Origin of the sequence: Rahnella sp. PD12R, assembly GCF_019200965.1 — a bacterium.
GTDB lineage: Bacteria > Pseudomonadota > Gammaproteobacteria > Enterobacterales > Enterobacteriaceae > Rahnella > Rahnella laticis.
On the sequence record NZ_JAHTMS010000006.1, the window covers coordinates 199227 to 212648 of the forward strand.

11 protein-coding genes are annotated in these 13422 nt (G+C 54.7%); 6 read left to right on the forward strand and 5 right to left on the reverse strand.

What is annotated here, in order from left to right:
- Positions 1-86: 86 nt before the first annotated feature.
- The 4 genes from KWG64_RS13835 (at position 87) to KWG64_RS13850 (ending at position 6035) form a co-directional block, all read left to right on the forward strand.
- Positions 87-1739, forward strand: coding sequence for a dihydroxyacetone kinase subunit DhaK (locus KWG64_RS13835; RefSeq protein WP_218522203.1), 1653 nt, complete (start codon positions 87-89; stop codon positions 1737-1739).
- A 233-nt stretch (positions 1740-1972) separates the two neighbouring features.
- Positions 1973-2317 (forward strand): XRE family transcriptional regulator, encoded by a 345-nt coding sequence (locus tag KWG64_RS13840; protein WP_195823898.1) that lies wholly within the window; start codon positions 1973-1975, stop codon positions 2315-2317.
- Positions 2311-3612: a type II toxin-antitoxin system HipA family toxin gene (locus KWG64_RS13845; protein WP_218522204.1), complete on the forward strand. Its 1302-nt coding sequence runs from the start codon at positions 2311-2313 to the stop codon at positions 3610-3612. The genes KWG64_RS13840 and KWG64_RS13845 overlap by 7 nt, the downstream gene beginning before the upstream one ends.
- Positions 3613-3776: 164 nt before the next feature.
- Complete coding sequence (locus KWG64_RS13850; RefSeq protein ID WP_218522205.1) at positions 3777-6035, forward strand: YgiQ family radical SAM protein; 2259 nt, start codon at positions 3777-3779, stop codon at positions 6033-6035.
- Here the strand turns inward: KWG64_RS13850 and rhaM are convergent.
- From rhaM to rhaB, 5 genes are all read right to left on the reverse strand, one after another.
- A complete protein-coding gene (gene rhaM / locus KWG64_RS13855) occupies positions 6010-6324 on the reverse strand; it encodes an L-rhamnose mutarotase (protein WP_152325225.1) in 315 nt (104 codons plus the stop codon). The genes KWG64_RS13850 and rhaM overlap by 26 nt on opposite strands.
- Positions 6325-6381: 57 nt before the next feature.
- Complete coding sequence (gene fucO, locus KWG64_RS13860; RefSeq protein WP_218522206.1) at positions 6382-7530, reverse strand: lactaldehyde reductase; 1149 nt, start codon at positions 7528-7530, stop codon at positions 6382-6384.
- Positions 7531-7648: 118 nt separating this feature from the next.
- Entirely contained in the window at positions 7649-8473 is an 825-nt protein-coding gene (gene rhaD / locus KWG64_RS13865) for a rhamnulose-1-phosphate aldolase (protein WP_218522207.1), read from the reverse strand.
- Between the two features lie 54 nt (positions 8474-8527).
- Positions 8528-9784, reverse strand: a complete 1257-nt coding sequence (locus KWG64_RS13870; protein WP_218522208.1) for an L-rhamnose isomerase — start codon at positions 9782-9784, stop codon at positions 8528-8530.
- Complete coding sequence (rhaB, locus tag KWG64_RS13875; RefSeq protein ID WP_218522209.1) at positions 9781-11265, reverse strand: rhamnulokinase; 1485 nt, start codon at positions 11263-11265, stop codon at positions 9781-9783. The genes KWG64_RS13870 and rhaB overlap by 4 nt, the downstream gene beginning before the upstream one ends.
- Before the next feature lie 342 nt (positions 11266-11607).
- Here rhaB and rhaS point away from each other — a divergent pair, with 342 nt between their 5' ends.
- Together rhaS and rhaR are read left to right on the forward strand one after the other, a co-directional pair.
- Positions 11608-12435 (forward strand): HTH-type transcriptional activator RhaS, encoded by an 828-nt coding sequence (rhaS, locus tag KWG64_RS13880; RefSeq protein ID WP_195823891.1) that lies wholly within the window; start codon positions 11608-11610, stop codon positions 12433-12435.
- A gap of 79 nt (positions 12436-12514) precedes the next feature.
- Positions 12515-13396, forward strand: coding sequence for an HTH-type transcriptional activator RhaR (gene rhaR / locus KWG64_RS13885; RefSeq protein WP_218522210.1), 882 nt, complete (start codon positions 12515-12517; stop codon positions 13394-13396).
- Positions 13397-13422: the final 26 nt, after the last annotated feature.

Genomic DNA, 13422 nt, shown 5'->3' on the forward strand with positions numbered 1-13422 from the left:
CATTTTCCCTGTGTTATGTTTTGAGTTATCTATACTTTTTCATTACCTCTACACACCTGGAAAACAGTTAAAAGGAAAAGCTCTGCATGTCTAAATTTTTTATGAATGACCGCAAGACTCTGATTAACGATGTGATAGAAGGGGTGATCCTGACCTCTCCCTACAAAAATCTGGCGAAGCTGGACGTGGATCCGGCAATCCGCGTGGTCGTACGGCGCGACTGGGACAAGAAAAAAGTCGCGCTGATTTCCGGCGGCGGTTCCGGACATGAACCGGCGCACGTCGGTTTTGTCGGTAAAGGGATGCTGACGGCGGCGGTGTGCGGCGAAGTGTTTGCTTCCCCGAGCGTTGATGCGGTGCTCAACGCCATTGTTGCGGTGACCGGGAAATCGGGCTGCCTGCTGATCGTCAAAAACTACACCGGCGACCGTCTCAACTTTGGCCTGGCGGCAGAAAAAGCCAAAGGCATGGGATACAACGTCGAACTGGTGATGGTGTCTGATGACATTTCCCTGCCGGATAACAAACAGCCGCGCGGCATCGCGGGCACGGCGCTGGTCCACAAGATTGCCGGTTATGCGGCGGAGCAGGGCAAATCCCTGAAAGAAGTGACCAAGATTGCCCAGCAGGCCATTGATGCGACGGCCAGTATCGGCGTGGCGGCAGCTGGTTGTAACCTGCCCGGTGGCGGGGAAGATGAAGAAGAACAGCGCATCGAGTCCGGCCACGTTGAGCTGGGTTTGGGCATTCACGGCGAGCCGGGCGTGTCGACCATGAAAACCCAGAACAGCAAAAAAGTGATTGATACGCTGGTCGGAAAGCTTCAGGAACATGTGAAGAAAAGCGACAAACTGGCGGTGCTGGTCAATAACCTTGGTGGCGTTTCGCCGCTGGAGATGAATCAGCTGACCAAAGAGCTGGTGCATTCTGCGCTCGGCGGTTCAATCCTTTATCTGATTGGCCCGGCGTCGCTGGTCAGCGCGCTGGATATGAAAGGTTTCTCGCTCTCGGTGATTGCGCTGAAAGGCGGCATCGAAGAAGCATTACTGGCAGAGGTTGAAGCGTCCGGCTGGCAGCCGCTGGTGAAACTGGAAAAACTGGCGACCAAAAAAGGTAAGAAGATCAGCGAGAAGAAAGTCGCGAAAGCCTCGTCTAACGCAGCGGTCGGCAAAATTGTCGAAACCATCACGCAGACGCTTTCTGACCTGGAAGAGGAACTGAACAAGCTGGATGCCAAAGTGGGCGACGGCGATACCGGTTCAACGTTTGCCAGTGGTGCGCGGGATATTCAGAAACAGAACAAAGGCAAAAAACTGCCGCTGAACAATGTGGCCGATCTTCTCGGCGTCGTCGGCGATCGTCTGGCCGTCGTGATGGGCGGCTCCAGCGGCGTACTGATGTCGATCTTCTTCACGGCGGCGGGTAAAAAAGTGGCTGAAGGCGAGAAGTTGCCGAAAGCGCTGCTGTTTGGCCTGGAGCGGATGAAACATTATGGCGGCGCTGATCTTGGCGATCGCACCATGATCGACGCGCTGCAACCTGCGCTGGAAGCATTAGGCAAAAAAGATGCGCTGAAAGGCGCCGCCAAAGCTGCGGCCAAAGGCGCAAAAGACACCGCCAGCATGAAGAAAGCCAACGCCGGTCGTTCTTCATATCTCAGCAGCAACAGCCTGAAAGGCGTGAAAGATCCGGGCGCGGTCGCCGTCGAAAAAGTGTTCGAGGCACTGGCGAAGAAATAACGTTGTCATTGCGTTGAGAAGTCCTAAAAACAAAAGGCTTGCGAGGAAACCGGCAGGCCTTTTTTATGATCATTATTGTGACCTTTAATTGGCTATTTATAACGTTAGGAACATTCAGATGTCCCTTATAAAAAATCAAGCGTGACTAATTTTAAGGTGATAATAATGACCTTTACATGCTATAACTGTTCATTAAGGTCTCTTTAATACCCCCTAAGTGAAGTGAATGAAAAATGGCGAAAGTAAACTTTTACGCGATGACGGATACAGCGATTGCCAGTGAAATCGGGAAGCGTCTTGAACAGGTTCGTCTGGAAGCCAATATCCCTCAGCGCGTTATCCTTGAAGAGTTGGGTATCTCAAAAGGAAGCTACCGCAATGCACTGAAAGGAAAAGCTAAATTTGAAGTGATCATCGGAATCATGCGCATACTGGGTAAGCTGGAAAATTTGGAAAATTTCCTGCCCCCGACCCCCTTTAGCCCAATCGAGTTGCTGAAGTTAGAAGGAAAAAAAAGGCAACGCGCGGTGGCTAAAAAGCCGAACAAAACATCTGAAAATGGAGATTTAGGATGGTAAGTCACTCCGTTGCCCGCGTCGAAATGTGGGGAGAACTGGTTGGCGCTTTGTCATACGACGTCGCATCTGGCCTGTGTGCTTTTCAGTTCGATGAAAGGTGGATCCGGCGAGGCATTGAAATCAGCCCGGTAAAAATGCCTCTTTCTTCTCAGGTTTATCAATTTCAGGCATTGGCCCGTGAAACCTACAAAGGTTTGCCCGGCGCATTTGCGGATACTTTACCCGATGACTTTGGGAATGCGGTTATTGATGACTGGCTGGCGAGAACCGGAAAAGATAAGGCGAGTTTTTCCGCGCTTGAGCGGCTGCTTTATACCGGGATCCGTGGCATGGGTGCGCTGGAATATCTTCCTGTCATTGAACGTGAATTAAATGAAGCCGACAGGCTGGATCTCAACAGCCTGGTTGCGATGGCGCAATCGGTGGTAAACCAGCGGGCAGGCCTCGATGAGCAGCTAAATGATGACGCAGATAATGACGCGTTTACCCACATTTTGCAGGTCGGAACCTCTGCGGGCGGTGCCCGGCCAAAAGCGGTTATTGGCATCAACAACGATCGTTCTGAAATCCGTAGCGGTCAGGTCAAACTCCCCGAAGGTTTTGAACACTATTTGCTGAAATTTGACGGTGTTGTCGAATCTTCGCAGTCGAAAGAGACTTTCGGTGATCCTCAGGGATTTGGGCGTATGGAGTTTGCTTTTTATCTTATGGCAAGAGCGGCGGGGATTACGATGTCGGATTGTGAGTTGCTGCCTGACGGGGATCGTGCGCATTTTATGACGAAACGCTTCGACAGGGACGGCAACCGTAAAATTCATTATCAGTCGCTTTGCGCAATGGATCATGCGGATTATAAGCAGCCGGGTCATTACAGCTACGAGCAATTGTTCTCACTCATGCGGGTGCTGCGTCAAAGCAAAAGTGATGCTTTAGAGTTGTATCGCCGGATGGTATTTAACATCGTCGCCCGAAATCATGATGACCACACAAAGAACTTCGGTTTTATTTTGAATGAAGATTTTCAATGGAAACTTGCTCCGGCTTTTGACATCGCTTACAGCTACAAACCGGGTTCGCCATGGGTGAATTCCCATCAGTTATCGCTGAATGGCAAGCGTGATCATTTTACCCGTCAGGATCTCCTGATCCCCGCCGCTTCCTTCAAGAAAGAAGCCAATCAGATTATTGATGAAGTCATCGAGGTTGTGAGCCAGTGGCCTGTATTTGCTAAAGAAGCGGGTGTTTTTCCGGCATTTACCGATGAAATTCAGAAAAACTTACGACTCAAAATATAGTTTCCGCATTTGAACGATGAAGGCCTGCCGGTTCCACGCAGGCTTTTTTCGTACTCAAAACAAAAACTGATCTAAATCAAATCTGAGTGATTTGCCCGCCCGTCGAAATTGTAGCCCCCGTATAATTTGCGGCCAATTATTTGCCGTCGAACGAAGAACCTCCTATGCCAATCAGCCTGATCCAACCCGATCGCACATTGTTTTCTTACCCGCGCTACTGGGCCGAATGTTACGGCACAGCGCCGTTTTTCCCGATGACCCGGGCAGAAATGGATGAACTTGGCTGGGACAGTTGCGATGTGATCGTGGTGACCGGCGATGCGTATGTCGATCACCCGAGTTTCGGGATGGCGATCATCGGCCGCATGCTGGAAGCGCAGGGGTTCCGCGTGGGGATCATCGCGCAGCCGGACTGGACCAATAAAGACGATTTTATGCGGCTCGGGAAGCCGAATCTGTTTTACGGCGTGACCGCCGGAAATATGGATTCGATGATCAACCGTTACACCGCTGACCGGAAATTGCGCCATGACGATGCGTACACGCCGGGCAATGTCGGCGGCAAACGCCCGGACCGCGCAACGCTGGTGTACACGCAGCGCTGCAAAGAAGCCTACAGCGACGTGCCGGTTTTGCTCGGCGGCATCGAAGCCAGTTTGCGGCGTATCGCGCATTACGATTACTGGTCCGATACCGTGCGCCGTTCGGTGCTGGTGGATTCCAAAGCTGACATGCTGATTTATGGCAACGGCGAGCGACCTCTGGTGGAAGTGGCGCACCGGCTGGCGGCGGGCGAGTCGATTGCAGATATTCACGACGTGCGAAATACCGCCGTGATGCGTAAAACTGCATTGATTGGCTGGAGCGGAGTGGATTCCACGCGGCTCGATAAGCCCGGCAAAATTGAACCGATTATGAACCCGTACGGCGAGGATTTACCGTGTTCGGAAGGGGAACTTCCTGCGCCGGATGCGCCGCAGCCGGTTACCGTTCGTGCGCCAAAACCTAAACCGTGGGAGAAAACCTACGTTCTGTTGCCGTCGTTCGAAAAAGTGAAGGGCGATAAAGTGCTGTACGCCCACACCTCGCGTATTTTGCACCACGAAACCAATCCGGGTTGTGCGCGGGCGCTGATGCAAAAACACGGCGATCGTTATGTGTGGATTAATCCTCCGGCGATCCCGCTGTCCACGGAAGAAATGGACGAAGTTTTTGGCCTGCCGTTCCAGCGCGTGCCGCATCCGTCTTACGGAAAATCCACGATCCCCGCATATGACATGATCCGTTTTTCGATCAACATCATGCGTGGTTGCTACGGCGGTTGCGCATTTTGTTCGATCACTGAACATGAAGGGCGGATCATTCAGAGCCGTTCGGAAGAGTCGATCGTGCGTGAAATCGAAGAGATCCGCGACAGTGTGCCCGGCTTTACCGGCGTGATTTCCGATCTGGGTGGCCCGACGGCAAACATGTATATGCTGCGCTGCCAGTCGCCAAAAGCGGAACAAAGCTGCCGCCGCGCGTCCTGCGTTTATCCTGAAATCTGTACGCACATGGACACCAACCATGAGCCGACCATCAATCTTTACCGCCGCACACGCAGCCTGAAAGGCATCAAGAAAATCCTGATCGCTTCCGGCGTGCGTTACGATCTGGCGGTGGAAGATCCGCGTTATATCAAGGAGCTGGCCGAACATCACGTAGGCGGTTATCTGAAAATTGCGCCGGAGCACACCGAAACCGGGCCGCTGTCGAAAATGATGAAACCGGGAATGGGCAGTTATTACCGGTTCAAGGAGCTGTTCGACAGCTATTCCAAACAGGCCGGCAAAGAGCAGTATCTGATCCCGTATTTCATCTCCGCCCATCCGGGGACGCGCACGGAGGATATGATCAATCTGGCGCTGTGGCTGAAGAAGAACCGCTTCCGGCTGGATCAGGTGCAGAACTTCTATCCGTCACCGCTCGCCAGCGCGACCACCATGTATTACAGCGGTAAAAACCCGCTCGGCAAAGTGGATTACAAAAGTGAGGACGTGGTGGTGCCGAAAGGCGATCGCCAGCGTCGCTTGCATAAAGCGTTGCTGCGTTATCACGATCCGGTGAACTGGCCGGTGATCCGCGAAGCGCTTACGGCGATGGGGTTGCGCCGCCTGATCGGCATCCGCCCGGATTGCCTGGTGCCACCGGACGGTTTTGACCCGAAATTTACGCCATCACGTTCCGGGAAAGATAAACCGGCCGCGACGCGTTTCACCGGATCCAAAGCGCAAAATCCGGCGACCGGAAAAGGCAAATCCACCGAATTCCGTGCAGGGAAAAAACCGGCGGCGGCCAGACCGGCTCAGGGTAAAAACGGTCAGTCTGCCGCGCAGGGAAAAAGCGGGGAACAGCGGGTTAATCGAGGTAAAAGACCGGCTTAAGATCGCTGCTGATCGGGCTGTTATCGGCATTGGCAGGCATCACGTCTGCCATATGCTTCCACCATTGCTGGCAGATTTCCGTCTTCGCCACGGCGTTCCATCTTTCTTCTGATTCAATCTCCACATACCCGAACAGCAGGTTACGTTTTTCATCGAGAAAAATGCTGTAGTGGTGCGCGCCGTGCGCTTTCAGGGTCTCCGCCAGTTCCGGCCAGATCGGCGTATGCCGCCGCTGATATTCCGCATGCGCATTCGGGTTGACCTGCATAACGAAGGATTTACGGATCATTTAAATTCTCCTGGTTTGGTTTTCTCCCTCCCCTGCGAAGGGGAAGGAGAAAAGAAGTCACATCGCTTTCATGTAAAGCTCGCGCACTTCTTCGCGCGTTGCGGTTCCCGGATTGCACGGCGCGCAAGGGTCAGCCAGCGCTTTGTCGAGCCACCCTTCGATGTCGGCTTCGACTATGCCTAATGCTCTGAATCCTGATGGAATTCCCACTCTCGCCGACAAATCACGGATCGCTTTAATCGCCGCAATGCTGGCCTGCGTTTCGCTGATGCCCTGCGTATTCACGCCCATGGCGCGTGCGATATCGGCAAAACGGTGCGGGGCGGAGGCACGGTTAAATTCTTCCACGACCGGCAGCAGAATGGCATTACACACGCCGTGCGGCAGGTTGTGCGTCGCGCCCGGCTGATGCGCCAGCGCATGCACTAACCCCAGCCCGGCGCTGTTAAACGCCATCCCGGCCAGATATTGTCCCTGCGCCATTTTCTCGCGCGCTTCAATATTATCACCATGATCCACCGCTTCTGGCAGCCATCGGGTGATGGTTGAGATCGCTGCCAGCGCCGTCGGATCGGTCAGCGGATGCGCGCCGACAGAAACATAGGCTTCGATGGCGTGCGTCAGGGCGTCCATACCGGTGGCCGCAGTCACGTCTGCGGGGATCTTCAGCATAATCGACGGATCGTCTACCGCGATATCCGGGATCAGATTCGCATCGATAATGACTTCTTTCACCTGACGCTGGCTGTCGATGATCACCGCGTTACTGGTGAGTTCCGCAGCGGTACCGGCCGTGGTATTGACTGCCACCAGAAATACGCCCGGTTTCGTTACTTTGCCGACGCCGGAATAAATCGTCACCGGCCCCGGATTGGCTGTCAGGATTTTGATGCCTTTTGCGGTATCAATCGGGCTGCCGCCGCCGAAACCAATCAGGTAATCGCAATGATTTTCCTGATACTGACGGAAACCTTCGTCTACGTGTGCGGAAGTCGGATTAGGCACCACGCCGCCGTATAACGCATACGGCAGTCCGGCGGTTTTCAGTGCGGAGAACAGGCCATCGAGCAGACCTAACTCGACCAGCTGACCGTCGGTGACGATCAGCGCTTTACCCGGTTGTTTTGTCGCCAGCATCGCAACCATATCGCTGATCGCGCCCTGGCCGTGGAGGCTGATTTTAGGTAATGCCAACATAAAGCTCATATAAAATCCCTCTTCTATTTTATTAAGAATCAATGCCCTGACCGCGCGGCTCCTGATCTGCGCCGGTCCCGGCGACAGGAAACATTCCGTCGTTCCTGTGCCGGGTTTAATGGCCGGTTCAGGCTTTTAAAGCGGCCTCAAAAGGTGTGACGTCAAAACGTTTAGCCAGCGCAATCAGCTCGTCGGTTTGAATCGTCTGTTTCATGCCACCCATTGAAATTACTTTCACCAGTATTTCCGCTGATTTTTCAGCGGTGTCGATCAGACCAAAGGCGTCATCGAGCGTCGGGCCGCAGCCGAAGATCCCGTGGAAGGCCCACAGCACCAGGCTGTGATGCTGCATACGGTCGGAAGTGGCTGCGCCGATGCCGTCGGTGCCCGGGACCATCCACGGCACAATGCCCACGCCGTCGGGGAAGACCACCAGACATTCGGTGCTGCATTCCCACAGCTTGCGGGTGATTTTCGCGCTGTCGGGTTCGAGCACGTAAGTCAGCGCAATCAGGTTGGTGGCGTGACAGTGCATGATCACGCGGTCCTGCCCATGAGTGACGCGTTTACGCACGGCATGAGATTGCAGATGCGACGCCAGTTCAGACGTCGGCAGGCCACCCGCGGTCAGGCCCCAGAGGATTTTGTAGCTGGCGCCTTTGTCATCGAGCTGGATCACGGTCAGCGCTTCGGAAGGGGCGAGTTGTACATTGCGGAAGAATTTGCCGGAGCCGGTCACAATGAAATATTCGTTAGCCAGATCCGGCGCGTGCTGGGTCAGTTCAACCTGACGCGGGTGGGCGTAAAAATCATTTTTGTACGGTGCCACGTCTTCCGGCAGCAGACGCATACTGACGTTGCCGCCGTTGCGCTCGTCCCAACCTTTCAGCCACATATCGGTGGTCGCTTTGACCATACCCTGTACAAACCACGCGCTAAATAATGTTTTCATCAGTTCTTTCCTGCGAATAAGGTGAATGCTTTTAAACGATAAATTCTTCGGTAATCAGCGTTTTGCCAGCACGCTGGTTTCGTAATGACGAACGGTATCCAGCCACTGACCGCCGACCGGTACGTCGTGGCGCTGGCAATACATGTCCCAGACGGCCTGCCACGGCAGCGATTTTTGTTCTTCCAGCAGGGCCAGGCGGGCGGTGTAATCGCCTTCGACTTCCAGTTTTTTCAGCAAGTCGGTCGGTTCCAGCAGCGCTTTCAGCAAGGCTTTTTTCATGTTGCGCGTGCCGATGACCCAGGCGGCGATGCGGTTGATGGAGGCGTCGAAGAAATCCAGCCCGATATGCACGCGGTTGAACAGGTTATGGCGCACGATTTCGCTGGCGATAGCCTGTGTTTCATCGTCCAGCAGCACGACGTGGTCGCTGTCCCAGCGCACCGGACGGCTGACGTGCAGCAGCAGGCGCGGCACATACAACATGGCGGCCGAGATTTTGTCGGAGATCACTTCTGTCGGATGGAAATGCCCGGCATCGAGGCACAGCGCGGTGCCGCGGCTGGCGGCGTAGCCCAGATAGAATTCGTTGGATCCGACGGTGTAGCTTTCAGAGCCGATGCCGAACAGTTTGCTTTCGACGGCGTCGATGTGTTCGGTGATATCAAACTTCTCGGCAATCACTTCGTCGAGCGCACTCATCAGGCGCTGGCGCGGGGCCAGACGATCTACGGTGACATCTTTCATGCCGTCCGGAACCCAGATATTCATGACGGAAGGCGTGCCCAGCGCGCGGCCAAAGGAAGCGGAAACGCGGCGGCTGGCTTGACAATGCTCAATCCAGAACTGACGGATTTCCGGGTTGGCGCTGGAGAGCGTGAAGCCGTCCGCGCTCATCGGATGCGAGAAACAGGACGGGTTGAAGTCCAGACCCAGCTTGTTTTTCTTCGCCCAGTCGACCCAGCCGGTGAAATGCTTCGGTTCGATTTCATTGCGCGGAACCGGTTTATCGGATTCCAGATAAATAGCATGCAGGTTCAGACGATTAGGGCCGGGGATCATTGAAATCGCCAGTTCTAAATCCGCCCGCAGCTGTTGTGCATTTCGCGCTTTGCCCGGGTAATTACCGGTCGCCTGAATACCGCCGGTCAGCCCGCCTTCCGGATTTTCAAAACCCGCGACGTCATCCCCCTGCCAGCAATGAATTGAAACCGGCAGGGTATCGAGTTGTTTGATTGCGGCTTCGGCATCAATGCCCAGTTGGGCGAAACGTTCTTTAGCAAGCGTCCATGCGTTGTCGATAGATGAAGTCATACTGCGAGCTCCTCATTGGCGTGACAGAGCGCCTGGAAACGGCGCCAGTGAATTGGGAAATCCTCGTGAATACGGGGGAGGTAATGGCGTTGCTCGAAATTCGTGGCGACAATGCGACGAAATTCAGCGGCATCTTTTACGGCATCAAGTGCCATCAGCTGGCAGCCGATATTGCCAAGCGTGGAGGCTTCAACCGGCCCGGCGCTGACGTTCACCTGACAGGTGTCGGCGCAAAGCTGGTTCAGGAACTGGTTCTGGCTGCCACCGCCGACAATGTGAATGTCGCGCAGCGGCTCACCTTGCAGCTTCGCCAGCTGAACGGACACCTGCCGGTACAACATGGCAAGGCTGTCGAAAATACAGCGCGCCAGTTCGGCCGGTGAGTCCGGAACCGGTTCTCCTGCCTGTTCGCAGGCTTCACGAATGGCATCGACCATTGACGGCGGATTGATAAAGCGGTCTTCATTCGGGTTAATCAGATAGGTGAACGGCGGGACGTTTTTGGCCAGCGTAATTAATGAAGGCAGGTCTTGAATATTCAGTTCGCGGCAAACGCGCTGGAACAGCCATAACCCCATGATATTGCTCAGTACGCGATAGCTGCCGTTGATGCCGCCTTCATTGGTGACATTGTCGTGCAGCGCACCGGCGTGATTGAACGCTTTCGGGCTTTCGATGCCCATCAGCGACCAGGTGCCGGAGCTGATATAGGCGCTGTGCGTGCCGGTGAGCGGCGCGGCGACGACTGCGCTGGCGGTGTCATGCGTGGCGACACTGAAAACGGGCACGCTGCGGCCGCGCGGGCTGTGCCACAGGCCGGGAGAATGGCCGGGCTGGCCTGGTTTTGTCAGCCAGTGACGCGGCACGCCTGCCAGTTTCAGCAGGTCTTCATCCCAGTCGCCGGTGGCAATATTCAGCATCTGCGTAGTGCTGGCGTTGGTGTATTCCTGATTCAGTTTGCCGGTAAGACGGTAGAGGAAATAATCCGGGATCATCAGCAGATGCGCGGCTTTCTCCACGACCTCAGGCTGCTGTTCGCTCAGCGCACGCAGCTGATAGAGCGTATTGAACGGCATAAACTGGATGCCGGTTTTCTGGTAAATCGCTTCGCGGCTCAGCTGTTGTTCCATCCGTGCCATGACGCCTTCGGTGCGGTTATCGCGGTAGGAAACGGGCAACCCTACGCGCTCGCCGTGTTCGTCGATCAGGACATAGTCCACGCCCCACGTATCAATGCCGATACCGTCGAGCTGAATGCCCGACGCATCCAGGCGGTTCAGCCCCTCGAGAATGTGTTTTTCCAGCGCATCAAGATCCCAGGTTTCGTGACCGCCTATGTGCAGCAGGTTATTGGGAAAACGGTGAATTTCTTTCAGCGTCAGCGTTGCTGCCGGGTCTGCATCGTGGCGGGTAAACGTCGCCAGCATTACCCGGCCGCTGGAAGCGCCGAGGTCAATAGCGGCAAGATGGTGAGTTCTCATAGCGGCCATTCCTTATTGAATATGCAGCCAGTGTAGGGGAGGCGTTGCGGGGTCACCTTCCGGTGATTGCCACCGGTTTTGACGGGATGGCAGCATTAAAAAGGTAGATGCGAGGCAGATCACAGATCAGCCGAAAGCTGCCTCTGGCGAGGTTTTGCAAAAGGGAATGCGTGCTGGGCGGGCGACTGTGATCTTCGCCGCAGATCTGCTGCGTGGTGGGGTGAATCTTAAAAATCTGACCGTTTATGACGTTTTTCACGCCGCCGTTTGAAGGTAAGAACGGCACGCGCAGGGTAGGGTTGTTTTCCGAAGCATCATGATTTCCTGAACCGGAGGCGATAAATGACGTTACTGAAGGGTGATGATTATTTTGCGGCACCTGAGCTGACTGTGACGGTTGAGCGGCGTCTTCCGCAAGACGTTTTCCCGGAGCATTACCACGATTTCCACGAGATTATGCTGGTGGAAAGCGGCTCGGGCGTGCACATCTTTAATGACAATCCGTATACCCTGACCGCCGGAACGGTGTGTTTTGTTCGCGCCAGCGATCATCACTTGTTTGAAAACGTGGATAACCTGCGGCTGACCAATGTGCTTTTCCGTTCGCCAAAAGCGTTTCGCTTTATTCAGGATGTCGGCCATTTTCTGCCGCAGGAACATCACTATCAGTCGCAGATCCACTGGCAACTCAGCCCGTGTGTGCTGCATCAGGTTCTGAACTGTATCGCGCAGCTGGAAGCGCTGCCCGCCAGTGTGGAAATGGAACACATCGCCACGCGCGAAAGCCTGTTTTTACAGCTGCTGATCCTGCTTTATCAGGACTGTTTCCAGCCACAATTGCGAGATACCTCGGAAAACAGGGTTAACCAACTTTTGCAATGGCTCCAGTCACATTACAGTGAGGACGTTAACTGGACCGAGGCCGCCGAACGGTTTTCGCTGGCGCTGCGCACGCTGCACCGGCAGATGAAGCATTACACCGGCATGACGCCGCAGCGGTATCTCAACCGCCTGCGCCTGCTGGAAGCCCGCCGTCGTTTACACCACAGCGATCAGAGCATTACGGATATCGCTTATGCCTGCGGGTTCAGTGACAGTAACCATTTCTCGACGCAGTTCCGTCGGGAATTTTCGGTGTCGCCAAAACTCATGCGTGATCAGCTACGTTAAGCGGTGCCTCTCGTGCGCTCAGGTTTTTGCCTGAGCCGCCTCGTTTATCTTGCCGTCAAACGGGTATGGGATTGCTGCTATGTCTTTAAGACTCAATAAAAATGACCTCTTTCTGACCGGGATGAACTCGGTAGTGGTAGAAGAGCGCCATCCGCAGGCGGATTTCCCCACCCATGACCACGATTTCGATGAACTGGTGATCGTCTGGCGTGGCAACGGTATGCATATCTGGAACGATATTCCCTATCCCATTACCTGCGGCGACCTGTTTTATATCAACGCCAGAGACCGGCACAGCTATGAATCTGCCAATGAACTGGCGCTCGATAATGTGCTGTTTTGCCGCGAACGTTTCCGGCTGGAAGCCGACTGGGCGCAATTATTGCCGGGAGAAAATGCCAGCCAGGAACAGCGTTACTGGCGGCTGAGCACGCTTGGGATGTCCGTTTTGCGCGATAAAGTGGATGAGCTGGCGAAGGAATGTATGAAATCCGAGCCGCTGTCTGTTCAGCTGAGCGAAGCGTTGCTGATGCAGCTGGCGCTGCTTTTGCTGCGCTTCCGGCACCGTCCGGACAGCGGCGCGTTGCCCGATGCCCATCAGCTGGATTTATTGCTGATGGCGCTGCGGGCAGGTATTGCCCAACCGTTTCATCTGGAGACGTTTTGTCAGCAACATCAGCTGAATCCCCGCAGCCTGCGGGCGTTATTCAAGCAACATACCGGCCTGAGTGTGATGAGTTATTTGCGTCAGCTCAGACTGTGCCGGGCAATGAGTTTGCTGCGTTATGGCAACATGGCGATTGGTGATGTGGCTGCCGAATGCGGCTTTGACGACAGTAATTATTTTTCCGTGGTGTTTAACCGTGCGTACGGTGTTTCGCCGAGGGATTACCGGCAGCGGTTTATTGCTCAGGCGAAAAAGACGCCGCCGCAGCCTTTTTCGCTGATTGCGGCGGATTGATAACGGCAAAGCACGCTCTGCCGCCA